Below are 26,838 nucleotides of genomic sequence, written 5' to 3'. Positions count from 1 at the left end.
ATCGTTTTATACTTGTGCTAGTTTTTCTTCTTTTAATCGTCTTAATGCTTGTTTGTATTCTTCAGGGAAGATTTTGATGAATTTTGGCAATTCACTCCCCCAGTTTTCCAAAATTCTTTGGGCCAAAGGGCTTAAAGTAGTATTGTAGTGATTCTCGATTAGTGTTTTTAACTCCTCAATATCTTTTTTCTCTGCCACAGGATCCAGGTTTAACGCTTCTTTATTGCAATGTGTTTCAAATGTTTTTTTCTCATCATAGATATACGCTATTCCACCAGACATTCCGGCCCCAAAATTTCTACCTACTTCTCCAAGAATTACTACAACACCTCCTGTCATATACTCACATCCATGGTCACCAATTCCTTCAACTACTGCCTTTGCTCCAGAGTTACGTACACAGAATCGTTCTCCTGCTTTACCATTGATATACACTTCTCCTGCTGTTGCTCCATATAGAGTTACATTACCCGTAATCACATTATTTTCGGGAATAATAGTAGCTTCTTCGGGTACTTTAATAATGAGTTTTGCTCCCGAAAGTCCTTTTCCGAGATAGTCATTGGTATTTCCATTTACTACCATAGTCAATCCTTTGGTTGCAAACGCTCCAAAGCTTTGCCCTGCTGCTCCTGTAAAGTTCAATTTCAAAGTATTATCAGGTAATCCTTGTGCCCCATATATTTTTGATATTTCATTACTTAAGATAGCACCTACTGCTCGATCAGTATTACAAATATCAAAATCTAAAGCTGTTTTTTCTTTACGGAAGAGTGCTGGGTGTGCTTGTTCTATTATTTCAAAATCTATAGATTTCTCCAAACCATGATCCTGATTTTCGGTATTATAGATATCCACTCCATAAGGTGTTTCTACTTGATGAAGAATTGGAGTAAGATCTACTCCTGCTGCTTTATAATGGTCAATTGCTTTTTTATGGTCTAACTTACTTACTTGCCCTATCATTTCATTAATAGTACGAAACCCTAGCTGTGCCATAATCTCCCGCAGCTCCTGAGCCACGAAATACATATAGTTTACCACATGTTCTGGTTTACCTTTAAATTTTTTGCGTAGTTCTGGGTTTTGTGTTGCAATACCAACCGGACAAGTATTCAAATGACATACACGCATCATTACGCATCCTGATGCTACCAAAGGTGCTGTTGCAAAACCGAATTCTTCTGCTCCCAACAGGCATGCTATCGCGACATCCCGACCGGTTTTTAACTGTCCGTCGCACTCTAGTACAATACGACTACGCAGGTTATTACCAACCAATGTTTGCTGTGCTTCTGCAATACCGAGTTCCCATGGGAGTCCGGCATGTTTTAATGATGTTAATGGTGATGCTCCGGTACCTCCATCAAATCCAGAAACTAGCACCACATCTGCTTTTGCTTTGGCAACTCCAGCCGCGATAGTACCTACACCAACTTCGGACACCAATTTCACGTTTATTCTGGCATTTCTATTTGCAGATTTCAGATCATAAATTAACTGCGATAAATCTTCAATAGAATAAATATCATGATGTGGTGGTGGTGAAATTAATCCTACATATGGTGTAGAATTACGGGTTTTAGCTATTTCGGGATTTACTTTTGGCCCTGGCAATTGTCCTCCTTCTCCCGGTTTAGCTCCCTGAGCCATTTTTATTTGAATCTCAGCAGCATTCGTCAAATAGTTTGATGATACTCCAAATCGACCAGAAGCCACTTGTTTAATTGCACTGTTTTTCCAATCTCCATTTACATCTTTATAAAAACGAAGAGGATTCTCTCCCCCTTCTCCAGAGTTACTTTTTCCTCCGATACGGTTCATTGCAATAGCAAGATTTTCATGAGCCTCTTTGCTAATAGACCCATATGACATAGCTCCTGTTTTAAAACGTTTTACTATCTCTGTCCAAGGTTCTACCTCATCTATCGAAATTGGGTCATAATTAGAAAACTCCAACATTCCTCTTATGGTCATCAGTGCTTTTGATTGTTCGTTAATCAACTTTGCATATTCTGCATATGTTTCAGAATCATTATCCCGAACTGATTTTTGTAGTTTAGCAACAGATAAAGGGTTAAACTGGTGTTTTTCTCCATTACGTCTCCATCGATATTGCCCTCCTATTTCTAAACTTAAATTTGCAGCTACTTCTTGGCCCACATAAGCTTTTTTATGGCGTTTAGAGATTTCTTTTTCGATTTCATATAATCCAATTCCTTCTATACGTGTTGCGGTATTTGGGAAGTATTGATCAACGACTTTGGTATTAATACCTATACATTCGAACAGTTGAGAACTTCTGTATGAGTTTAAGGTAGAAATACCTATTTTATTCATCACTTTTAATACTCCTTTACCTACTGCTTTATTATAGTTGTATATAGCATCTTCAAAAGTAAGTCCAGAAATGTTATCCTCTTTTATCTCCTCTCCTATGATTTCATTTACCATATATGGATTAATTGCACTAGCTCCATACCCAAACAACAAAGCAAAGTGATGTACTTCTCTTGGTTCTGCAGATTCAATAATTGTACTGACTTTTGATCGTTTTCCTAATTTTTGCAATCCACTATTGACGTAAGAGCATGCCAATAAAGCAGGGATTGGTGCCCTGTGTTTACTCACATTTCTATCAGAAAGTATGATTATGTTTGTTCCTTTATCAATAGCTTCTGATACATTTTTGAGCATTATTTCTAATGCATCTTCAAGGCCATTTAATCCTTTGTTAATGTTATACAACATTGATATAGAAGTAGATTTAAACCCTTTACCTGTGTAGGTTTTGATTTTATCCAGGTCTTCTTTGGATATTACAGGGTTTTGAATCTTTAGTTTATTACAGTGTTTCTCATTAATCTTAAATATATTATGATCAGATCCTAACGTTAGACTGATATCGGTAATTAATTCTTCGCGAATACCATCTAATGGTGGATTAGTGACCTGGGCAAATAATTGTTTAAAATAATTATAGATCAATTGCGGGCGTTCAGAAAGTATTGCAATTGGTGTATCAGACCCCATAGAACCAATAGGTTCTTTTCCTAATTGCCCCATAGGAGAAATAATAGTGTCGATATCTTCTTGAGTATATCCAAATACTTCTTTTCGCTTAGCAACAGTTTCTTCGCCTAAAAACAAAGGACAATCATTATACGGTATATCCTTTAAATGCACCAGATTTTTATCTAACCATTCTCGATAAGGATGCTTTGCTGCAATCTCTTCTTTGATCTCTTCATCATTTACAATTCTACCTTCATCCATATTAACCAAGAACATTTTTCCTGGTTCCAGTCTACCGTGATATTCTATATTATTTGGTTCGAGATCCACTACTCCAGTTTCTGAAGACATGATTACATACCCATCTTTGGTTACACTATAACGAGAAGGTCTTAATCCATTTCTATCCAACACTGCCCCTATATAATTACCATCTGTAAACGGAATTGATGCTGGGCCATCCCATGGCTCCATAGAACAAGAATTATATTCATAAAAGGCTTTCTTAACTTCAGACATTTCTGGGTTTTTCTCCCAAGCTTCAGGCACCATCATCATCATTACTTCTGGGAGTGATCTCCCTGTCATTAATAACAACTCTACAACCATATCCATAGAAGCAGAATCTGATTTACCTTTTAATACCACTGGAAGTATTTTTTTGATATCCTCCCCAAACCAATCACTCTCCAATAGTTCTTCTCTAGAGCGCATTCTGGTTATATTTCCTCTTAAGGTATTAATCTCTCCATTATGACACATATAACGAAAAGGTTGTGCAAGATCCCAGGTTGGAAATGTATTGGTAGAGAAGCGTTGATGTACCAAAGCTAATCGGGTTACTACTTTTGGATTCAATAAATCTTTATAGTACAATTTAATATCCTCTGGCATCAATAAGCCTTTAAATATTAAAGTTTTTGTCGACAAGCTAGGTAAATAGAAAAATTTGCTTTCTGATAATTTGGATTCATATATTGTATGCTCTGTTGCTTTCCTTGCTATAAATAGTTTTAAATTAAAGTCAAAATAGCTTTGATCTTCATTTTCTTTACCTATAAATATTTGTTTTATAAATGGTTCTGTCGTTGCTGCAATTTCACCAATATGAATATGATCAACAGGAACATCTCTCCACCCCAATAAAACAAGCCCCTGATCGATAATATTTCTTTCGAAGGTATCTATACAAAACTGTCTTTGATTTTCTTTTTTAGGTAAGAAAACATTGCTTACCGCATATTCTCCGGCTGCTGGTAATTCAAAATTACAATGCTCAATAAAAAAATCATGCGGAATATCAATTAGGATCCCAGCCCCATCTCCTGTCTTTCCATCGGCACTTACAGCACCTCGATGCTCTAGTTTTTCAAGAATTTCTAATGCTTTATGAATAATATCATTTGATTTTTTCCCTTCCAAGCTACAAATGAATCCTGCACCACATGCGTCATGCTCAAATTCGGGTAGATACATTCCTTGTTTCTTCATCATATTTTCTGATCTAAAAGTGTTTCAAGCAGATGAAATTAACAAATCATTAAGTATAGAGAAAGAAAAAAACAGCTTTCGCAATCACTTTTTTGAGCTACATAAAAAAAGAGCTTCTTGAATAAAGTAATCACAAAATAAGAGCTTCTAATTATGAATTTGACAATGCGTTTTTTGTCAAAAAACATAAATAAATCAAGAATTAGAGTAAAACCACAGACAGCTGATTATCAATCGATTTTAACGAAAACGTTTTCGATAAGATTTTGAATACACACAAATATCAAATTAACATTTTTTACCATAAATAATATTTAACCCTAATTTTATATAGGTTAAAATATGTAAAATGATAAAAATATCCATTCACACCCTATTTATTTAAAGGTTAAAAACAAAATATTATACTTTTGAATCAAATTCAATATTAATTTTAACTTTTATTCTTTATGAAGAAAATAGAAGCAATTATCAGGAGGTCAAAATATCGGGTTGTAAAAGAAGCCTTACACAATAAAGGTGTTATGTTTTTCTCATATTGGGACGTAACTGGAGTTGGACATGAACAAAAAGGAAGTGTCTACAGAGGAATTTCTTATAGCACAACAGATATTCAAAGAAGATATTTATCTATTGTTGTAAATGATGATTTTGAAGAAGTTGCAATCTCTGCAATTCTTGAAGCTGCAAAAACCGGGGAAGTTGGTGACGGAAAAATCTTTGTTTCTGACATCAAAGAGGCTTATAGAATTCGTACTTCGGAAAAAGGTGGGGAAACATTAAACTAACACCTCTCACTAGTCACAAAAATTAACCAATCAAAAACTAAAAACAATTTTAATAGTAATTAAACTATGGAACTTTTAACCACAAACAATGTATGGATGATGGTGTGTACCGCACTTGTATTTTTCATGCACTTAGGGTTTTCTTTTTTAGAAATAGGATTAACTCGTCAAAAAAACACAATTAACATATTATTCAAAAATGTATTTATCATCTGCGTAGGTCTATTATTATACTACATCGGTGGTTTTAATCTTATGTATCCAGGATTCGAAGATGGAGATTTTGGTTTTTTAAAATTTGCAGGGTTTGGCATTACTGCCCCCGAGAATGGAATGACCCCAGAATATGCTAGCGGAGGGTATACCTGGTGGACAGATTTCTTATTTCAAGGAATGTTTGCTGCTACTGCTGCTACTATAGTTTCTGGTGCTGTAGCAGAACGTATTAAGTTGGGGGCATTTATGATATTTACTATACTGTATGTAGGCTTAGTATACCCTATCGTAGGTTCTTGGCAATGGGGAAGTGGATTTTTATCTACATTAAAAATTGGAGAAGCTAAAGGTTTTTATGACTTTGCAGGCTCTACACTTGTACACTCTGTTGGTGGATGGGCTGCTATGATAGCAATTATCTTACTAGGTGCAAGGATTGGTAAATTTAGTTCTGAAGGAAGACCACAAGCTATTCCCGGGCATAATATACCTCTCGCAGCAGCTGGTGTGCTTATTCTTTGGTTAGGATGGTTTGGGTTTAATGGTGGATCTGTACTCTCTGCAGATCCTGCCGGCACATCATTAGTATTAGTAACAACTTGTCTCGCAGCAGCAGCAGGAGGAGTTGGAGCATTTGTACTTTCTACAATCCTATACAAAAACTATGATCTTACTATGTTCCTGAATGGTATCCTGGGAGGCTTGGTAGGAATAACAGCCGGAGCTGATTTAATGTCTCCAAACGAAGCTGTAATTATTGGTTTACTCGCTGGTATAATTATCATATTTGGAGTAGCATTGGTAGATAAATTAAAACTAGACGATCCTGTAGGTGCAATAGCTGTTCATTTAATCTGTGGTATCTGGGGAACTTTGGCCGTAGGTCTTTTTGGAGATAAAGCTGGTTTTGATCAGTTCTTAGTTCAAGGGCTTGGGGTACTCATTGTAGGGAGTTTTTGCCTAACAACAGCTTTTGTTATCATATTCACCCTTAAGAAAACTATAGGAATCCGAGTTTCAGAAAAAGAAGAAATTGATGGATTGGACAGTCACGAACATGGCATGGATGCCTATCCTGATTTTAGAATTAACCAACATTAAAAACAGTAGGATCCAAACTGTTTTTTACTAATGAGTTTCCTATAGTATAGGAAACTCATTTTTTTAATCTTTCTTTAGAGAAAAGGACAAGATCTTTTGAAATAAATCACTTCGTTTATATGGCTTAGTAATAATCCCATTCATGCCAGACTGGTGAACTTTAGTGATTACCTTTTCCAAATCAACAGCCGTTAATGCCATAATAATAACATCTTTATCAAATTCTCTTATTTTTTGAGTTGTTTCTAAGCCATCTTGTTCTGGCATATGAATATCCATAAAAACAATATCAAAGTTATTTTTTTGCACTATAGCTATTGCATCAATACCATTGTCTATAGTCGTACATACTGCCCCTGCACTTTCTAGTATCTTTTTTGTGATCATTAGATTAATCTTATTATCATCTACAACCAGCATTTTATAACCTTCTAATACGTTATTATAATCCTTATCATTTACAATTGGAACCTTTGCATTCTTCAGGTTTCGTTCCATTTCAATCTCAAAAGAAAATGAGACCCCTTTACCTTCTTCTGATTCTACAACTATCGAAGATTTATACAAATCTTCAATAAATCTTTTTACTATGTACAATCCTAATCCCGAACCTCCTTTGTGTTTATCTATGTGATGTATACCTTTAAACCCATCAAACACACCTGATATCAATTCTTTTTTAATTCCGATCCCATCATCTTTCACTACAAAGCGATGCCTGATCATATTTTCGAAACTTGCAACCTGCGTAACCTCTATCCAGATATTTCCATTTGTAGTAAACTTAATAGCATTAGAAATAAGGTTAATAAAAATTTGAGAAAGTCTTAAACGATCTCCTAAAACATTTGTCTCTACATTTTCTGCTATATTGATATGTAATTTTGTATTACTCTTATGTGACTGATATGAAAACGAATTACAAATATTCATTAGCATTTCATCTATGGAAAAAGCATCTTTATTTAGTCTAACATTTCCCAGGCGAAACTTAGAATACTCTAAAGCATTATTTACCAATCCTGATAAATGGTTATTCGAAAACTTTAATGTATTTAAAAATTCTTCTCTCTGTTTTTGATTTTTTGTATTCTCTATGATTTCTACCAATCCCTGTATCGTATAGATAGGTGTTCTCAATTCGTGGCTTATCATAGAAAAAAACTGATTACGCTCCTCATCGACAGCTAACAACTCTGTATTTTTACCTTTCAACTCCTCATTAATCCTATTCTTATGATTGTTGGACCTATACACATAAACGCTAAAAATAGTCGCCAACAACAACAGGAATCCTGTTAAAAAACTAATTTGAAAGTAACTTTTTTGAATCTGAATATTTTTTTCATTGATAATAGAGAGCTTCTCAAAATCATTTTTATTTTTAGCAATTTCATAAATAAAGATATCAGCATTAGAAGCACGCTCTCTTAATTTCCTTATATAGATTTCATGGTATTTATTTGATAACGACTGATAATAAGATACCGAATCCATGTTCTTATCATACTCATAAAAATAGCGTGCTTTATATTGCTTTATAAGTCTCAAATACTCATCCCGTTCTCTTTTTACAAAAAAGAGGGAATCTCTTCCTGTTTCATTAAGTAGTTGATAAGATTCCTCGTATTCCTTTTTTTCTTCGATAAGAGCTAAGGCCAAATATAATTTAAGCTCATTACGAACTACTTTATTTACAGAATTAGTAATACGTTGACTCCTATTACTAAAATCAACTTCATCAAGCTCTAAGATAGCCTGGCGTGTAGTCTGAATTACTTTTTTATACTGCTTTCTATTCATGCAACTAATTGCATAATCGTTGTAATTTAAAAAAACAGCCAGATTATTGTTTTTTCTATTTTCGGCAACATTTATTGCATATAAACTATCCAGTTCTTTATACATATTAATTTCTCTATAGATCCTTAGCATCATAGTAGAAATTCTTGTTTCGTATAATCTATAGGGAGTTTTATTCGAGTATTCCTCTGCTCTTGTAAGGTATTTCAGAGCTTCATTAAATTTTCCTGAGCTGTTAAAAAGTACTCCATAATTATAATGATACATTACCAAAAAGTTATTATCAGTAGTATCTTGACGTATATTAAACGCACTATCTAATAAAGCTCTGGCTTCTATAATACTATCATTCTTTATTAAACCGGAAATTGCTTTTTCAATATCATATATAGGGCTATTTGTGGTGGTGTTTTTTTGGCTAAAACCAACATTGCTTAGAAGTAACACAATAGCAATTACCCTTATATGTATATCCCATATTCTCATGAATCCCTTCTCTTACTCTTTTGTTTTCCCTTCTACTAAGATAACAATTATATATCTATTCATCTAATGGGAAGCTATATATCACAAGACATAACCATTTATAACGGGTAAGTTTTTACATTAAAATTAAGAAGAAATTGAATGCAATCTTTTCATATTCAACAAAAAAGCCATCATTGTTTTAAACAATGATAGCTATATAAATTTTAATGTTATATTTTATTTAATAATTTGCATAGATAGCGGATATGAAGGTTCTTCTCCATTATTTACTTTTACTGCATTAATGATAGGATATATAAAGCATAATAGTGCAATAAGAGCTAATCCTAATAATCCCAATCCAAATAATAATATCAAAGGAATACAGATAATTGCGTAAATAAACATACTTATCTGAAAATTCATAATCGACTTCCCATGTTCATCCATTGCCGTAACTCTTTCTCTTTGGGTTAACCACAATATCAAAGGCACTATAAATCCGCCAAATCCTGTGATAAGGTCTAATAATTGTGATAAATGGGTAATAACTAGTAATGATCTGTCCTGTCTCATGGTTTCTACGTTTTTGATTGATGTAATTGCTAAAAATATTAGCAATCTATACTAATATGACGAAAAAAATAGCAATTTGTTACAGCACATATACAAAATATGTATCTTACCCATTACTAAGATAAAGAGGTTTTCATGAAAAAAAACCTACCATTCATAGAATTCACCTTCATATTAGCAGTTTAAAATCTTATGTCCTTAATTTTTTATTTTAAAATAGCATAGTTTATTACTATTTTAGAAAACTTTTAATTATTCTAAAATTTTATCCCTATGCGATTATTAACATTGGTATTTATACTATTTTTCTTCCAATCTTATGGTCAACTTATCATCGAAGAAGGAGATACCATTATTGAAGAAGTTGTTCCACCAAAGGAAAAAGAAATTAAAAGCATTACAATTAATCTTCAAGCATCAAAAAAAATACCCGAAGATATTAATCAATATCAAATAATAAGAGTTAGCGGTTATAATCATTTAAGTGATGTTGATTTTAAACTTCTTGTACATAATTCTCTTGAGAGCCTAACTATTTTGGGTTTTGGAGTTAAAGCTACAACGAACTCTCTTCCTTCTGCTATAGGTCAAGCCACTAACCTTAAACGATTAAAAATCAGAGGTAGGAAATTTGAAAAAATACCTAAAGAAATTGAAAATCTTAAAAAGTTAGAATTATTACATATCGATAGTTCTCATTTCCTTGAAACTTTACCCAAAGAAATTTGTCAATTAAAAAGTTTAAGATCTCTGCATGTAGGTTCTTTTGCTCTAAAAAGTATTCCTGAGGAAATCGGAAATTTATCAAATCTGGAGTCACTTATACTGGATCCCGTTTCGCTAACAAATGATCTAATAGCGTTACCAGAAAGTATCAAGAACTTAAAAAAACTTAAAAAAACTTAAAAAACTCAAAGTATACTCTAGTAAATTGAATTCGATTCCTGAAGGATTATCTGAATTAACGGCTCTTATTGATTTAAATTTATATGGCAAATTCAGTAAACTGCCCACTAACTTATCTAATTTAACAAACCTTAAAGCCCTTCGTATTCGCAGTCCACAATTGATAGGTGTATTCCCTGGAATAGATAAGCTTAAAAAGTTAAAAAAACTTGATTTTTCATTATCAGGTATAAAAAACAACCAACTGGACATTTCTGGTATGTCGGATTTATCATCTATACTTATCTATCTATATACGGATGAATCCATTAGTTTTAAAGCTAATGCACCTGAAAAACTTACTAAGCTATTTATCTCTGGCAATAAATTAAAATCTATAGAAGGTTTAGAGAACTTAGAACATATCAATCAGTTATCTATAGAATACACTAGTTTAAAAGATGTTCCTACTTCAATATTTAAACTTAAAAACCTGAAATATCTCAGAATATCCAATTCTCAAATTAAAGTGGTTCCTAAAAACCTGGAGTATAATAAAGAGTTAAAAGAAATTGATTTTAATACTAACAAAATTTCTGGTAAAATCCCTTTGACTCTTTTAAAATTACCAAATTTAAAAACAGTGATACTTAAACGTGGGAATGAAGAAATATCTAACCTGAAAGAATTAAAGGAAAAGGCAAAGTTTAAGATTTATTAAAAAAACATGTAAAAACTTAAGTCCAATAAGTTTTATAACTGCCATAATCAATTCTATTTTTTCACAATGATTTGCTTAAATATAGCATTCACAATCTAGATGTATATGAGTGAAAAATAGCGATTCGTTACAATAATTCATCTACCACAGTATATTTTAACTAAAAAAAACACCTCGACATAAAATCGAGGTGTTTACTAATTAATAAATTTAATGTCTTCTATATACAGTGTTAATTCACGATTAGTTTCTTAGTAGCAGATTCCCCAGTACTACTATCGATTTTAATCAAGTAAATCCCTCTACCCAATGATAGGTTTCGGGCCGAGATTGTATTGATACCTGGTTGCATATTTATCCGAGCTTTTTTACTCCCCAGAATCGTATAAATAGTTGCAGATATATTTCCTTTTGCATATTGACTTAAATACAATGAAAAGACATCTTTTGCAGGGTTTGGTTTTATACTTAATCCTGCTAGATCACCTTCATTCTCATCCCCAAGAATTGGCGAAACTGATTCTAACTGAGCTATTAAAGTTTCAGAAGTCGCTGATTGCCCACAAGAACCTTCATATATTTTCACATTACTAAAAATAGAGTTGTTTCCACTACCAGCATCATTATCATTTATAAAAACCAGTCTATCCATACTACCAGTATAAAAATTCCCTACCGGAATGACATACTTTTTTGTACCGCTAGAATAATCATCAAAGTTAGTTACTCCATAATTTTGAGTACCATGAACTTTAAAATATCTCGTAGAGGTTAGTGTATTATCGTCTTCAAAACCAACTGCGTGAATTTCTCCCTCAGAAGTACTACTAAAATCAAACTCTATTACTGTATTAGCAGTTACAGTATAATTCATAGCAATATATTTCCAGGTATTATTTTGTAAAGAAAGTGCTGCTCCCCCGCTTTGGATTGAGGAATTGCCTGCAGTATCCTGATTAGAGAATGCTGTGATTGTAAAATCATTAAAATCTAAAGCTGTACATACTGGGGGTGTTACTGTACCGTTAGTGATTTTTAGTGCATCAATAGTAATATCTCCTTGCCAACTGCTTCCTGTTACCACATTTAATCTTAGCTGTACACTTGCATTACCGGCATATGTAGAAAGATCTACATATGCAGCATTCCAATCTGTTCCCTGCGCTCCTGTTTTGGTAAATACACTTGACCAGCTTCCCGTATTATTTGTTCTGGCTTCCACAGTTAATGTTCCCACTGCGCTACCTATCATATGGTATTGAAAACTTAGTTTAGGAGTTGTAAGGCTCGTAAAATTCAAACAAGGTGAATTTAGGATCGCTCTTTTAGAAGGGAATCCTGTTCCGTTTCCAGATGCTTCTACATAGATATATGAATTACCATCTACAGCACCACTTGGTCCAGTACCATTAGAAGGAGTGCCATTAGAATTTACGGTCCAATCTAAATCATCTCCGCCGGCTTGTTTCCAAGCTCCTATATTACCCTCAAAACTTTCACTATAAGGGAAAGAAGCTATATCTCCTGTACATTCATCGGTTGGCGGGTTTCCATCAAGTCCCATAGCATTCCAAAAAGCAGGTATTGTAGCTCTTTCTCCTGAGTTAGATCCACCAGATCCAGAACATCCTCCGTAGGCATGAACCCCAACTGCATTTCCTGTTGCAGCATCTATTATTGGACTTCCCGAATTTCCTCCGGTTGTATCTGTTCTATATCTTACAAACGTGTTTGTAACAGAAGATAATGGTCCTGTATGAATTTGCTGTGTCTGGTTATCAACACCTGTATCTGTACCAAAACCTGTTATTGTTATATTATTTCCAGGAGCACTTTGTACTACATTAAATGATTTACCCTGCGCCTGTATAGGTGTTTGGCCTGTTTGTGAATTTGCACTAGCTGTAAATACTGCCCAATCATTAGCCTGACTTGGATTATTTGTGTACGGTGTCACAAAATTACCTATTGGATACTGATCTTCTGGCCCAGGATGTACAATCGTACGGTCTGGATTAGATTTAGGCACATTAAATTCTATAAGTTGTGCTCTGCTCCCTACACAATGCCCCGCAGTAACCAGTCTACCATTAGTGATAATCCAACCTGTACAACCAATAGGAACTATTCGTCCGATTGCATTATCAGCAGAATCTACCCTATCATCAGTTGGACCACATTGAGATTTTGATCCTGGATCATTTTCACCAACCCCGACTTCATTAACAGTAAAACCTATAGCATCTTCTCCTGGTGCTACAGTTAACTTTAGAGTTATTTTATCACCATTAAAATAAGCTGTAGTATTTTTCCAGTCCTTGATGGTCTTAGATGTTAATGTTTGTGTAGCCCCATCTAATGCTGATGTAATGGTTAACGTGCTTTTGTTTCCCAGGTTTACATCTTTAAGAAACAAACGTAACCATGTAGCTCCTTTTTCTGATATAGTTTCCGTAATAATTTGTGAACTGCTTTTACTTTGACTGCCATCAGGTTTTATTTCCATATTATACTTTGTATAATGTCGTGGCAGCTCATCTTGAGCAAAATTAATAAATGGTATCAGCATAAAAATGATGCATAATAGCATACATATTCGGTGTACCGAATACCGATAATTAATGTGAATTGAGTTTGTGTTGTTTGAGTTCATAAGAATAAGATTAAAAAAATTATTAGATTAGACATTAAATTTAGTTAGTACAAAAACTCTTGTAACATCATTTGTTGCTACAAAATTGTATTCCACTAACTGGTCATCCAATTTTTAATCAATCAAAAACCAGCGGTTTTCTCTTATTCTTTTTTTTCCGAAGGGAATAAGTTGGTTAATACTGTAAGTATTTTTTCTTCTTCCTGCTACAAGATAGAAAAGAAAAACAACTCTTCAAAAAAGTATGCGACCAAAATTTAAAATACTATGGAAAGAATATAGAATGACTAATGCTGAAGAGTTTACTCTACTTAACAATATCAAAAAGATACTATTATAAAAGCATCCCAGAAAAGATTCTGAGATGCTTTACTTTAAAAACTAAATTTAATATCTATTGTTTGTTTTATTGATTAGTCTATTATTAATTTTTCTGTTTACTTAATGACTAATTTTTGTAATTTAACTATTTCATTAGAAGCTACTATTCTAACCATATAGATACCTCTGCTTAATTTGCTAACATTGACATCTTGATTTGTACCAGTAGAAACAACTTCTTTAATTTTTTGACCAGTAAGTGAATAAATACTTATACTAGATCCGTCAGAAATTCCTTTTAGGGTAACAATATCATTCGCTGGATTAGGATACATACTAAAAGTATTAATATTTTCAACGGCTTCTGATTGCCCAGATTCAGCTATTAATGAAGAACTAACATTTATAAATTTCCATTTAGTAAAGCTACCTACTGTAGTTACTGTAGAACAGCTTATGTCATTATTCTGTCCGTTTCTATTGTTTCTTCTAATATTTTGGTTAGAGCCATCTACTCTTATGTTACCAAAACCATTGCTTACATTGGTTGTAAAGAATTTAGTAGCATTACTTTGGTTAGTAACCATATTTAGTGCGTTACTAGAAGTTCTCTGAATGTACTTATTATTTTTTTTATTTTTTAAGTAATATCTATTATTACCTGCATCGATTTTATACCATTGCACCCAATTACCGGCATTTGTAGTAGGTCTGTGTCTTAGAACAGTTGCAGTGGCTTGCAATCTTCTACCAACATCAGGACTCTGAATATAAAATGGACCAGTTTGTGAAGTTCCTCCTAGCCCCATTGCATCCCAAAAATCAGGTATTGTAGCTCTTTCTCCATAATTAGAACCTCCAGATCCAAAACATCCTCCATAAGCATGAACTCCTACTGCATTTCCTGTTGCGGTGTCAATAATAGGACTTCCTGAGTTTCCTCCAGTCGTATCTGTTCTATATCTCACAAATGTATTATTAACAGATGATAATGGCCCAGTATGCGTTTGCTGTGTTTGGTTATCAACACCTGTATCTGTACCAAACCCTGTTATTGTTATATTATTTCCAGGAGCACTTTGTACTACATTAAATGATTTTCCTTGTGCCTGGATAGGTGTTTGTCCTGTTTGCGAATTTGCACTAGCGGTAAACACAGCCCAGTCTGTTTCGGGTCTTCCTCTAACATAATTGGTAACAAAATTACCTATTGGATACTGATCTTCTGGCCCAGGATGTACAATCGTACGGTCTGGATTAGATTTAGGTACATTAAATTCTATAAGTTGCGCTCTGCTTCCTACACAGTGCCCTGCAGTAACTAATTTACCATTGGTAATAATCCAACCTGTACAACCAATAGGAACTATTCGTCCGATTGCATTATCGGTTGAGTCTACTCTATCATCTGTTGAACCACATTGAGATTTTGACCCTGGATCATTTTCACCAACTCCCAACTCTGCAATAGTCAGTCCAATAGCACTTTCTCCAGGTGCTACAGTTAACTCTAAAGTTATTTTATCACCATTAAAATAGGCTGTGGTATTTTTCCAGTCCTTGATGGTCTTGGATGTTAATATTTGTGTAGCCCCGTCTAATGTCGATGTAATGGTTAATGTACTCTTGTTTCCAAGGTTTACATCTTTAAGAAACAAACGCAACCAGGAAGCTCCTTTTTCTGATATGGTTTGTGTAATAACCTGTGAGTTGCTTTTACTTTGATTGCCATCAGGTTTTATTTCCATATTATACTTTGTATAATGTCGTGGCAGTTCATCTTGAGCAAAATTAATAAATGGTATCAGCATAAAAATGATGCATAACAGCATACATGCTCGATGTATCGAGTGCCGATAATTAATGTGAACTGAGTTTGTGTTGTTTGAATTCATAGGAATTAAGATTAAAAATTATTAGGTTAGATATTAAATTTAGTTAGTACAAAAACTCTTGTAGCATCATTAGTTGCTACAAAATTGTATTCCACTAACTGGTCATCTAATTTTTAATCAATCAAAAACCAGCGATTTTCTCTTATTCTTTTTTTTTCCGAAGGGAGTAAGTTGGTTAATACTGAAGTATTTTCTTCTTCCTACTGCAAGTTAGAAAAGAAAAACAACTCTTCAAAAAAGTTTGGCAACCAAAATTTAAAAAATATTTATTAATGCCTATTTTTGCATTTTATAGATAAAACATATGATCGCACAGGATACCATAGTAGCATTAGCAACCCCATCAGGAGCGGGGGCTATAGCTGTCATTCGTGTCTCTGGAAAAGAGGCTATCACTATCTGTTCTCCTCTATTTCAATCTATTAGCGGAAAAGAATTAAGTGCTCAAAAAAGTCATACTATCCATTTGGGGCATATTGTTGATCAGAATAGAACGCTTGATGAAGTTTTGGTTTCTATTTTTAAGGACTCTAATTCATATACCGGAGAACCCACAATAGAGATTTCTTGTCACGGTTCTGTATATATCCAACAGGAAATTATTCAATTATTACTACGGGAAGGATGTAGAATGGCTAATGCCGGAGAGTTTACACTACGTGCATTTATTAATGGAAAACTAGATCTTTCTCAAGCCGAAGCTGTGGCCGATCTTATCGCGTCTGATTCTGAAGCTTCTCATCAAATCGCAATGCAACAAATGCGAGGTGGTTTTTCTAATGAGATTCAAAAATTAAGAGATGAACTCCTTAATTTTGCTTCCTTAATAGAACTAGAGTTAGATTTTGCCGAAGAAGATGTAGAATTTGCAGATCGCACTCAGTTTAAGGATCTAATCGCCAGAATTATAAACGTTTTAAAACGTCTTATCGATTCTTTTGCTGTTGGTAATGTTATCAAAAATGGGATTCCGGTAGCTATTGTTGGAGAGCCAAATGTTGGAAAATCTACTTTGCTTAATGCATTACTAAATGAAGAAAGAGCTATCGTGTCTGATATTGCAGGAACGACTCGTGATACTATAGAAGATGAAATTAATATTGGCGGAATAGGTTTTAGGTTTATAGACACTGCCGGGATACGAGAAACCAAAGATGTAGTAGAAAGTATCGGTATTCAAAAGACATTTGAAAAAATTGAACAAGCACAGGTAGTTATCTATTTAGTTGATAGTTCTCTACTAACTATTGATCGTATTTTAGAACTGAAAACAGAAATAGGAAAGATAAAAAATAAGTACCCACAAAAACCACTAATTATTGTGGCTAATAAAGTAGACAAACTTGATGATAATCAAATTTCAACTCTGACATCTGAAATTGAAAATATCCACCTGCTTTCAGCAAAACAAAATACTGGTGTTGAAGCCTTGCAAGCTAAACTTCTTGAGTTTGTAAACACTGGTGCTTTACGTAATAATGAGACTATTGTTACCAACTCTCGTCACTATGATGCTTTATTAAAAGCTTTAGAAGAAATACAGAAAGTACAATACGGATTAGACACTGGGCTTTCTGGAGATCTAATGGCGATCGATATTCGTCAGGCGTTATATCATTTTGGTGAAATTACAGGAGAAATTACCAGTGATGATCTGCTGGGTAATATCTTTGCTAATTTCTGTATCGGGAAATAATCGAAGATACACTGCTTTGAGCTACGCAGTCAAAGATATTATAAATGTGTTTTTTTAATCATGCTCTTTCTAACTATAGACACCTCTTATTTGTTAAAAAATTAGCACACCATAATCATCGAAAGGGTACTTCGTAAGTACCCCCTCCCTAGTGCAAAGACAGGTATGTCCTATGTTTAACACAGGCCACACTTCTGTTCAACACAGGGATCACCTCTAATCGAAGTACCCCCAGCCTATCTTTGAAGTACCCCAAGCCGCGTATTCACTATAGCATACCCACTACACTAAGTACCCCCTATAGACATAAACCATAGGATAGGGTACTTATATAAGTACCCTATCCCACTTCTATAAGTGGGTTTTGAGTGTTTTTAAAGTAAAAAGGTGTGCTGCCACTGCTTTTTATTAAAAGTATCTTAATAAAATAAAGTAGAAATGGAATTAATATACTAGTCTTAACAAAAGGCAAAAAACAACAGTAAAATTCAATTTTTGTGGCCTGATAAGTTTATCTTTAAGGATAGCTTTTGAAAAATATGATAATCAAATTATTAATAGCAATTATAAGTGGTATTGGACTTGGAATAAGTTTGTTCTTTGGAATTTATTTACTTAGAATTAAAAAAGTCCAGAACACAATATTAGGAATATTACTTATCGTGCTAACGTTAAGGATTACCAAATCCGTTTTTTATAATTATATAGAGCTTCCTGTTTTCATTAAGAATCTAGGCCTAGCAGCGAATTTAGCAGTCGGTCCTTTATTATATATCTATGGATGTTCACTCTTCATTAAAACAAGAATTCAATTGAAGTCAGTAATATTTCATTTTATTCCTAGTTTTATTTATGTTATTTTTTGTGATGATATCCCTAATGAAATTAATAGTAATTTTTGGAAATTGAGTTATAGTTTCATCTTAGTGCATTCATTTTCTTATGTAATTGCAAGTCTGTTTATCTCTCAGAAACGACAAATTACAGTTAATAAAAAAGTGAGGGAATGGTATATTCTATTGGTTTTGGCTCTTTGTCTGGTGTGGGTAGTTTATGCTTTAATATTTATTAAGTTAATTCCTGTCTATTCTGCTGGTGTAGTTGCATTCTCAATTCTAATGTTTATCATTCTTTTTTTAGCTTTCGATAGAAAAGGAATATTTGACAAAAACTATAAAGAAAAATATCTTAATTCGAATATTACTATAGAAGATGGTGAAGTCCACCTAAACCGGATAAGAAAGTTAATAGAGGAAGATAATCTTTATTTAGATCCTAATTTAAAATTAGCATCTTTATCTTCCAGACTTAATTTATCTCCTAGAGATATTTCTATGATAATAAATAAACACGCCAACAAGAATTTTGCAAGTTTCATCAATGAATATAGAATAAAAAAGGCAAAAGAGTTCCTAAGTACCAGTCATCCAAACACAAAAATTCTAGCTATTGCTTTAGATTCAGGTTTCAACAGCCTTTCTTCTTTTAACGTAGCATTCAAGTCATTTACAAAATCTACACCATCTGAATATCGATTAAAAAATATTACCCGAATAGTTTCCTAATATTAAATCTCTATTGGATTCATGAATTCGATAGACAGTATGCCTAATTTTTAGTTGATTTAGAAAAAACTTTAAAATTATGGATACAATAAATAGAAGACAATGGTTAAAAAACTCTTTGGCAACATCTGCAGGTTTAAGTCTATTTCCCTTGGATGTTTTTTCTGAAAATAACGGAGACTATTATAGAAAAAAAGACAATAATAACAAAAGTGCTGTAAGAAGGTTACTTTACAATGAAAATCATCTTGGTCCGAGCAAAAATGTAGAAAATATAATCAAGCAAGTTATATTTCGTAGCAATCGATACTCAACTTTTTATGAATATGATGCGAAGGCCTTAAAACAATTGATAGCAAAGCAAGAGGGGTTGAAGCCCGAGAATGTACTACTGGGGCATGGATCTTTTGAACCTTTAATATGGGCAGCAACTCATTTTGGAAGTAAAGGGGAACAAATAATTGTTCCCAGTCCAACATTTGACGTAGTTGGACTTTTTGCCAGAAAGATTGGAGCAAAAGTCACACCAGTTGAAGTAGATTCAGATTTTAAAATGAATTTGACAGAAATGGAATCCAGAATTAGTTCTAAAACAAGTCTTTTAACGCTCTGCAATCCTAATAACCCAACAGGAAGTGTCATAGAAACCGAAAGATTAAAATCGTTTTGCAGGCTTGTATCTGATAAGACTACCGTACTTGTTGATGAGGCTTACATTCATTTTATGAACTCCTGGCGAAATAAATCAATGGTACCTCTTATTGCAGAAGGAAAAAATGTTCTTGTTACTCGTACTTTCTCTAAGATATATGGTTTAGCGGGTTTACGAATTGGTTTTATGTTAGGTCCAGAATCACTTATAACAGAAATGGAGAAAAAATTCACTTTAGGATTTCCTGGTAACATGCCTAATTCACTTAGCGTTGCATCCGCAATTACTTCATTAAAAGATGATGTATTCCTGGAAACATCAAAGAATAACAATATCAAAATACGAAATGCATTTTACAATGAACTTGAAAAACTTGGGTTGAATTACATTAGCAGTGAAGCTAACTTCGTATATTTTGATGTTAAAAACTTTAAAGCTTACAAAGAACTTATGTTGAAAAATAAAATTTTGCTTGCCGGTGGTTGGCCAACGAAATCGAATTGGGCACGAGTAACTATGGGGTCCGAGGATGACATAAGTTTCTTACTTGATAAAATGAAAGGAAAGAAATGGTCATAACCATTTCTTTCCTTTCTGATTTTACTTTTTTAGATAGTATCCAATATACTTGTTCTCAATAATTCTAAAATATCTCAAGGTATTTTTTGTTTTCACAAAGCTACTTTTCTCGTGGTTCTACACTTCACCCAACAACAAACCTTTGTCAAATGAAGTTTTCTTAACTATTACCGCAATACTGTATTAATTAACCTAGGTGAATGCATTACATATAATTCACTTACATCTTTGTGCTTATAATTCAAAAACTGTATAAACATGATCTAAGCAAAAAGGTTTTTTAAAACTGACTTCTTTTTAAAGAATACCTTCTAAAGAAGTAAATAGCATGAAAAAGTGATCTAGATGAATTTTTATTCATTATGGAATTATGAGTTTTGCTTTCATCGAAACCATAAAAAAACCTTTGAGCCTTAACATCTTATTCATCCTCAATTTTCTTTTGGTAGTAATAATATGTTCATGAATTTCATGGATTATGTAAATGATAATGCTATGTTTATATTTACCAAAGGACAAAAAAAGCGAATGCGCAAATTGTTTAATGAAGGAGGTACAAGACGAGAATTATACTTTAATAACAAATCCAATTACAGAAATAATAAAAATGATTAATGATATTTATTTTCAAGACTTTCCTCAATTAGAAAGTGAAAGACTCATATTTAGAAAATTTATTATAAGTGATGCTTCAGATATTCAGAGTATTCGAACAGATAAAGATGTGATGAAGTATATGGATTCAAATCCTCATACAACATTACAAGATTCTAAAAATTTTATTTCAAAAAACATAGAAACCTATAAAAAAGGAAACGGGCTATTTTGGGCTATTATAGAAAAATCAACAAACACATTTATTGGTGATTTTTCATATTGGAGAATACTTAGAGAAAATCATAGAGCTGAAATAGGATATACTTTAAAACCACAATTTTGGGGTAAAGGCTTTATGAAAGAAACAATAATTGAGCTAATTAAATTTGGGTTCAACAACTTAAACCTACATAGTATTGAAGCCAATGTAAATCCTGAAAACGAAAGCTCTAAGAAGCTATTACACAGATTAGGATTTAGAAAAGAAGGGTATTTTAAAGAAAATTACTATTTCGATGGAAAATATTTAGACAGTGAGATTTTTTCATTACTAGAAGTAGATTTTAAACACTCATAAACATTATTGGAATTAACATTAAGAATAAAATGAAAAAAATAATAACTCTTCTTTTAATAATAGTAACAATTTTTTCTTGTAAAACAGAAAAGGTAACCGAAATAACTGTAATTGGTAACTTACACAAACCTGCGCCTAATTATAATCCCGAAATACTTTTTAATATTTTAGAAAAAATTAAGCCAGATTTTATCTTACACGAAATAGATTCTTCATTTTTTACTCCTGATTTTAAATTTAATAAACCGTATAATGAAAATGAAGGGATGGCTTCTAAAATGTATATAGAGAAATATCCAGAAACGCATTTAAGACCTTATGAGTTTGAAGGTAGAAATCAATATAGAATTGACAAAGGAATGCGCCCTACAGATGGATTAACACTAAAGCTTTTAGACAGTCTAAATAATGCAAAATTATTAACCGCATCTCAATCAAAAATTTTTAATACCTATACTGCTCTTTTAGAACCATTAAAAGTGCGTGCTTCGAAATCTCCAGAAAACTTTAACAACCCTCAAACAGATAGCATCTGTGAGCAACGTCAATTTTATCAATATCAAATGATCCCAAAAATTACAAATGTTCGTGATGAATTTGAAAATCGTTTTTTAACCAAACCCAATGGAGAAAAAATAAGTTATAGAGATGGCTACCAACTATGGGCAGATTTTTGGGATGTTAGAAATCAAACCATGGCAAAAAATATCATGAAAATTTCAGAGCAGAACAAAGGAAAAAGAATTGTTGTTTTGACTGGGTTTATGCATCGATATTATCTTTTAAAGGAGTTAAAAAGATTGACAAAAGGGAAAAACATTACTATAAAAGAGTTTTACGAGAAATAAAAGAAGCTCAAAGAAATGGCAAATGCTTGAATTATATAAAAACTGAAAATAGACTTGCAAAGATTTTTCTATAGGAAGATCAATAGTAAGAGAGAAAAAAATAATAAGATTTTAAACGTTACCAACTCAAAAGATAAGTACATTTAAACTGGCTAATCATTATTGAAACGCACATTATACAAAAAAGAGTATATGAGTCAACTTCTTTATAAAAACATTTTAGAAAAAACTACGATTACCGAAACTGAATTTGAAGAGTTTTTAGCTCAAACGAAATCTATTGTGGTAAACAAAAATGAGCATTTCTTAAATGAAGGCGAAGTGGCTAATTATATTACTTTTATAGTTTCAGGCGGATTGTACTCGTATTCAATTGATGAAAAAGGTGAAAAAAATGTAGTACAAATTGCCTTAGAGAATTATTGGATAGCTGATTTGTACAGCTTCCTTTCTGGAGAGCCTTCAAAATTAAACATTGAAGCGATTGTAGAAACCAAACTCATTATCATAAACAAAGATAACTTTGAAAAGACCTGTGATACTATTCCTGCTTTTGAACGTTTTCAAAGACTCCTTATCCAAAAAGCTTACATAAGCACTTTGCAACGTATTTCTGGGCTTACAAGCAAGTCTGCACCGCAGCGTTATTTAGAACTTGTAACAGAGCATCCCGAAATTATTCAAAAAGTACCTCAGTTATTAATTGCTTCTTATTTAGGTATAAAACCTCAATCTTTAAGTCGTATTCGTAAACAAATCTTCAATAAAAACAGCACCTCCAATATTAGTTAACCTAAGTGAATGCGTAGCTTTTAATCTCGTTACATCTTTGCAGTATTATTAATAAAAAAGATACTCATGACAGAAGTAACAAAAACAAATGTAAAAGAACAGGTAATGGCCCTTAATGCCATGATCAAAAAAGGTCTAATCTTAGAAGCATTTGAAAAATTTTATGCAGATGATGTAATCATGCAAGAAAATGAAAATCCTCCTACATTTGGTAAAGATGCCAATAGAGAATTAGAAAAAGCCTTTGTAAGCAATATCACTCAATTTAGAAATGCCGAAGTAACAAATGTATTGATCAATGATACTATCTCTGTTGTACAATGGGCTTTTGATTTTGATCATAAAGAATGGGGAACCAGAAATTATCTTCAATTAGCGATACAACGCTGGGAAAACGGTCAAATCATCAACGAAAAATTCTATTACACAAACTAAATCAGAATATTAAAATATTATAAAATGAAGAAATTAGCAGTATTAATCGCATTTATAGCAACAACATACTCATTTGCACAAACTACCTGGAAAGTAGATCCATATCATTCAAAAGTCAGTTTTTCGGTTTCACATTTAGTCATCTCTGAGGTCGACGGAAGCTTTAACTCTTTTGACGGAAGTTTTATAAGCAACAAGAATGATTTCTCGAACGCAGAAATTACTTTCGAGATCGATGCCAACTCTATCGATACCGATAATGCTAAAAGAGATGGTCATTTAAAATCAGAAGATTTTTTTTATGTCGAAAAGAATCCTAAGATCACTTTTACCAGTACGTTCTTTAAAAAGAAAAGTAAAAAGAGATATCAGCTAAAAGGAAATTTAACCATGCGAGGTATCACAAAAAAAGTAACACTAGATGTTTCTCATGGTGGCATTATAGCTAACGATGGTAATGGAAATACCAAAGCCGGATTTAAGATTACCGGAATTATAAATAGAACCGATTTTGGAGTTGCCTGGAACGCAAAGACAGAACATGGTGGTCTGGTTGTAGGTGAAGACATTGAGATAACCGTAAAACTAGAACTCGTAAAGAAAGATATGAATGCAAACTAGATACATTACTATCTTTCTCTAAACTCGGTACAATCATTAAAAAACAATAATCATGAATGCAATAGCAATAAATCTGCGGATTTAGAGTCTAATGCTCATTGTAAGTATTTAATCGAATTGTTGTTGCTATCAAAATGGAGTTTAACCCGAATAGCATATATTTATAAAAGACTGAACTATGTTCGGTCTTTTATATGAAATAAAGCTCCATTCCTTTTCAGATAAGTAGATTAACTCTATCTGTTTCTTTGAAGTGCATCATACACATTGATTGGTAAAAAATGATGTCTTTGCTCATTATTTTCACCATTAGATGCGGCAAATAAATCTCTAAAATATTTCACTGCACCAACAGAATAGTTTATTTTTTCTATCCACTTATAGAAGTCTTCTTCTTTTTGATCGGTATTAACATACTCAAATACTGTCCCTTTTAGTTTCTCTAAACCATTATCTGTAAAAACAGGACGAGAAGGCAATTTTTTAAACTCCCCTTCTTTAACACCAAGTAAGTTTTCGATCCATTGCAAATCTGTTTGATATTGTTTAATCAATTTATTCTCTAAAGAGTGATATAATTCATCTTCAAATACAATCCTAACAGTACTTCTTTTGGCAATCATATCTCCAACCTTAAAAGTAAGGCTATTATTGATCCCTAAATGAAATTGCCCATCATTATTACTTTCTTCCAGAACTACTGTAAAAGGAATACCATTAAGACTCCTTACCTCAAACTCCTGATCACTAATAGATTGAATAGAAACAAGCTCATTTTGTGCATTTACTTGCATAAAAAAACAAGAAACCACTAGCATGAGTAATATTTTCTTTACGTTCTGAAGGTTTATTCGGTAGATCATAGCAATTTATTTTAGGTGTTCAAATTTATAATTTCATACGCTGTTTTCAAAACTCTAACAGCACTGATTTGGGATTATTTTAAAAAGTTAGCATAATAGCGTCGCTATTTTTAACATTACATATATCATGCCACAGAATAATTTGAGCCCCTCGATGATGTTAAAGACTCATCATCATTACTTTTCTTAAAACAACAAAAGCTACTATAAAAAGTAGCTTTTATCTTATATTTTATCTTCTCTACCATCCTAAACTTTACCGGCACCCTTCACAGACGAGTGCTAGCTGAGATCTGGTCCAAATTCCTTAAGAAAGTCGTCTTCTGAACCTTTTTTCAAGACAAATTCCCTAGAAAATTCAATATAATAGCCTGTTCTTAAATCAGTAATTCTTGCTATATCCCAACCATCTGAACCCTCATGCTCAGTTATTCTTAGCTCGGAGTCTAACCAATATAAACTTCCACTAAAATACGTAGAACTAATAAGGGTTAAAAAAATTACACTTTCATTATCAGAGAAATTTATTAACAGTTGTATTTTTTCATGAAATCTATCAAAAGACCACAATTCTACTTTTGCCCCTTTATATTCAGCTAAGATTTCATTAGCTTTTGCAATATCACTTATAATTACTTCCATTTTTATAAAAATTTATTTTGGCACAAATTCTTTTGAAGCTTCATTCCAAATATGTTCAATCCCCTGCTGGCGCAAGTTTGCAACTTGTGCCTCATACAACTACAACTATTTAGGCAGTCCTAATAAAACTCCATCACTATCAATTTTTAAAACTGTATGATTCTCCTGATAGTTTCTTGCACTACTATATTTCCAATCGATAGGGTCGGTCCCCTGCTGGCACAAGTTTGCAACTTGTGCCTCATACAATTACAACTATTTAGGCAGTCCTAATAAAACTCCATCACTATCAATTTTTAAAACTGTATGATTCTCCTGATAGTTTCTTGCGCTACTATATTTCCAATCGATAGGGTCGGTCACAAAACCTGACTCGATTGGATTAGCATGAATATAATCTATTTTTTGTTGAATAACTTTATCCGACCATAATTCTATAGGTTTATTATGATGCTGCCAGAATTGATATGTACTCACATTACCTTTTTCTTTCCCTGCCTTTTCAAACATCCATAATAACCATTCTTTTCTACTTTCTTGAGGGTTTTCTACTATAGATTCCCCACGCTGGCGCAAGTTTGCAACTTGTGCCCCGTCACAGACGAGCGCTAGCAGGTGGACATCCTATTTACTACCATATATAATTAGCATGCATTTTTAACACCAAAAATGTAGCCAACATATACAAACAATAAAAGCTACCTGTTACAGTAGCTCTTATCTATATATGATTTGTTTCTTACTCTTACGCTAAACCAAGCAGTGACGGTACCAGTTGCAAACTGGCACTAGCAATCACGGCATACTTTCGCCATCAGGGGATTTGAACCACTCCTTCCCATTCACAAAACTCTTCCAATGTCATCTTTTTTTGTTCAACTACATGTACTAGATAAAGAGATAAGGATTCATTTGGAGCACAATTTTCGTCCTTGTCTTGTCCTGAAATAGGTTTACACAAAAGTGTAATATAATGGATAGATATTCAAAAACTTATTCAACAAAATGGCAGAATAGGTATAGTGAAGAATTTAAGCA

General features: G+C 32.9%; 21 protein-coding genes and 1 pseudogene. 13 read left to right on the top strand and 9 right to left on the bottom strand.

Annotated features, from left to right (window positions below):
- Window positions 1-6: 6 nt before the first annotated feature.
- Window positions 7-4,509, bottom strand: coding sequence for a glutamate synthase large subunit (gene gltB, locus DG435_RS24785; protein WP_234387102.1), 4,503 nt, complete (start codon window positions 4,507-4,509; stop codon window positions 7-9).
- 446 nt (window positions 4,510-4,955) lie between these two features.
- On the opposite strand from gltB, the gene DG435_RS24780 reads away from it, so the two are divergent.
- Complete coding sequence (locus DG435_RS24780; RefSeq protein ID WP_025664247.1) at window positions 4,956-5,294, top strand: P-II family nitrogen regulator; 339 nt, start codon at window positions 4,956-4,958, stop codon at window positions 5,292-5,294.
- A 66-nt stretch (window positions 5,295-5,360) separates the two neighbouring features.
- Window positions 5,361-6,611: an ammonium transporter gene (locus DG435_RS24775; RefSeq protein ID WP_106792815.1), complete on the top strand. Its 1,251-nt coding sequence runs from the start codon at window positions 5,361-5,363 to the stop codon at window positions 6,609-6,611.
- A gap of 63 nt (window positions 6,612-6,674) precedes the next feature.
- On the opposite strand, the gene DG435_RS24770 is transcribed toward DG435_RS24775, so the two are convergent.
- Both DG435_RS24770 and DG435_RS24765 read right to left on the bottom strand, forming a co-directional pair.
- The gene (locus DG435_RS24770) at window positions 6,675-8,900 is read right to left on the bottom strand and encodes a response regulator (RefSeq protein WP_106792816.1); all 2,226 of its coding nucleotides are present in this window, start codon (window positions 8,898-8,900) and stop codon (window positions 6,675-6,677) included.
- 219 nt (window positions 8,901-9,119) lie between these two features.
- Complete coding sequence (locus DG435_RS24765) at window positions 9,120-9,458, bottom strand: DUF4870 domain-containing protein (RefSeq protein WP_106792817.1); 339 nt, start codon at window positions 9,456-9,458, stop codon at window positions 9,120-9,122.
- A 273-nt stretch (window positions 9,459-9,731) separates the two neighbouring features.
- Between DG435_RS24765 and DG435_RS24760 the strand changes: the two genes are divergently transcribed.
- Window positions 9,732-10,364, top strand: coding sequence for a leucine-rich repeat domain-containing protein (locus DG435_RS24760; protein ID WP_106792818.1), 633 nt, complete (start codon window positions 9,732-9,734; stop codon window positions 10,362-10,364).
- A gap of 25 nt (window positions 10,365-10,389) precedes the next feature.
- On the top strand, window positions 10,390-11,064 hold the full coding sequence (locus DG435_RS24755) for a leucine-rich repeat domain-containing protein (RefSeq protein WP_106792819.1): 675 nt from the start codon (window positions 10,390-10,392) through the stop codon (window positions 11,062-11,064).
- Between the two features lie 232 nt (window positions 11,065-11,296).
- On the opposite strand, the gene DG435_RS24750 is transcribed toward DG435_RS24755, so the two are convergent.
- Together DG435_RS24750 and DG435_RS24745 are read right to left on the bottom strand one after the other, a co-directional pair.
- A complete protein-coding gene (locus tag DG435_RS24750) occupies window positions 11,297-13,570 on the bottom strand; it encodes a trypsin-like peptidase domain-containing protein (protein ID WP_159025593.1) in 2,274 nt (757 codons plus the stop codon).
- Between the two features lie 584 nt (window positions 13,571-14,154).
- Entirely contained in the window at window positions 14,155-15,786 is a 1,632-nt protein-coding gene (locus DG435_RS24745) for a T9SS type A sorting domain-containing protein (RefSeq protein ID WP_159025594.1), read from the bottom strand.
- A gap of 451 nt (window positions 15,787-16,237) precedes the next feature.
- Between DG435_RS24745 and mnmE the strand changes: the two genes are divergently transcribed.
- From mnmE to DG435_RS24705, 9 genes are all read left to right on the top strand, one after another.
- Window positions 16,238-17,629, top strand: a complete 1,392-nt coding sequence (gene mnmE / locus DG435_RS24740; RefSeq protein ID WP_106792822.1) for a tRNA uridine-5-carboxymethylaminomethyl(34) synthesis GTPase MnmE — start codon at window positions 16,238-16,240, stop codon at window positions 17,627-17,629.
- A gap of 539 nt (window positions 17,630-18,168) precedes the next feature.
- Window positions 18,169-19,194 (top strand): AraC family transcriptional regulator, encoded by a 1,026-nt coding sequence (locus DG435_RS24735; protein WP_106792823.1) that lies wholly within the window; start codon window positions 18,169-18,171, stop codon window positions 19,192-19,194.
- A gap of 79 nt (window positions 19,195-19,273) precedes the next feature.
- A complete protein-coding gene (locus DG435_RS24730; RefSeq protein ID WP_106792824.1) occupies window positions 19,274-20,425 on the top strand; it encodes a histidinol-phosphate transaminase in 1,152 nt (383 codons plus the stop codon).
- Between the two features lie 462 nt (window positions 20,426-20,887).
- Window positions 20,888-21,040, top strand: coding sequence for a hypothetical protein (locus tag DG435_RS25780; protein ID WP_159025595.1), 153 nt, complete (start codon window positions 20,888-20,890; stop codon window positions 21,038-21,040).
- Entirely contained in the window at window positions 21,033-21,599 is a 567-nt protein-coding gene (locus tag DG435_RS24725; RefSeq protein ID WP_106792825.1) for a GNAT family N-acetyltransferase, read from the top strand. Before DG435_RS25780 ends, DG435_RS24725 begins: the two co-directional genes overlap by 8 nt.
- A gap of 29 nt (window positions 21,600-21,628) precedes the next feature.
- Window positions 21,629-22,447: a hypothetical protein gene (locus tag DG435_RS24720; RefSeq protein ID WP_106792826.1), complete on the top strand. Its 819-nt coding sequence runs from the start codon at window positions 21,629-21,631 to the stop codon at window positions 22,445-22,447.
- 192 nt (window positions 22,448-22,639) lie between these two features.
- Window positions 22,640-23,239 (top strand): Crp/Fnr family transcriptional regulator, encoded by a 600-nt coding sequence (locus DG435_RS24715; protein WP_106792827.1) that lies wholly within the window; start codon window positions 22,640-22,642, stop codon window positions 23,237-23,239.
- A 66-nt stretch (window positions 23,240-23,305) separates the two neighbouring features.
- A complete protein-coding gene (locus tag DG435_RS24710) occupies window positions 23,306-23,674 on the top strand; it encodes a SnoaL-like domain-containing protein (RefSeq protein ID WP_106792828.1) in 369 nt (122 codons plus the stop codon).
- A 24-nt stretch (window positions 23,675-23,698) separates the two neighbouring features.
- Window positions 23,699-24,295, top strand: a complete 597-nt coding sequence (locus DG435_RS24705; RefSeq protein ID WP_106792829.1) for a YceI family protein — start codon at window positions 23,699-23,701, stop codon at window positions 24,293-24,295.
- Between the two features lie 236 nt (window positions 24,296-24,531).
- Here DG435_RS24705 and DG435_RS24700 read toward each other — a convergent pair whose 3' ends face one another.
- The 4 genes and pseudogenes from DG435_RS24700 to DG435_RS24690 form a co-directional block, all read right to left on the bottom strand.
- On the bottom strand, window positions 24,532-25,158 hold the full coding sequence (locus DG435_RS24700) for a hypothetical protein (protein WP_159025596.1): 627 nt from the start codon (window positions 25,156-25,158) through the stop codon (window positions 24,532-24,534).
- A gap of 282 nt (window positions 25,159-25,440) precedes the next feature.
- Complete coding sequence (locus DG435_RS24695; RefSeq protein ID WP_106792831.1) at window positions 25,441-25,800, bottom strand: hypothetical protein; 360 nt, start codon at window positions 25,798-25,800, stop codon at window positions 25,441-25,443.
- Between the two features lie 105 nt (window positions 25,801-25,905).
- Window positions 25,906-26,049: a hypothetical protein gene (locus DG435_RS25775; RefSeq protein ID WP_159025597.1), complete on the bottom strand. Its 144-nt coding sequence runs from the start codon at window positions 26,047-26,049 to the stop codon at window positions 25,906-25,908.
- A gap of 6 nt (window positions 26,050-26,055) precedes the next feature.
- A pseudogene (locus tag DG435_RS24690) lies at window positions 26,056-26,355 on the bottom strand (transposase); the annotation flags it as partial.
- Between the last annotated feature and the right edge of the window lie 483 nt (window positions 26,356-26,838).

The sequence above is a fragment of the Aquimarina sp. Aq78 genome, assembly GCF_900299525.1.
Classification (GTDB): Bacteria; Bacteroidota; Bacteroidia; order Flavobacteriales; family Flavobacteriaceae; genus Aquimarina.
This window is presented reverse-complemented; position numbering and strand designations above follow the sequence as displayed.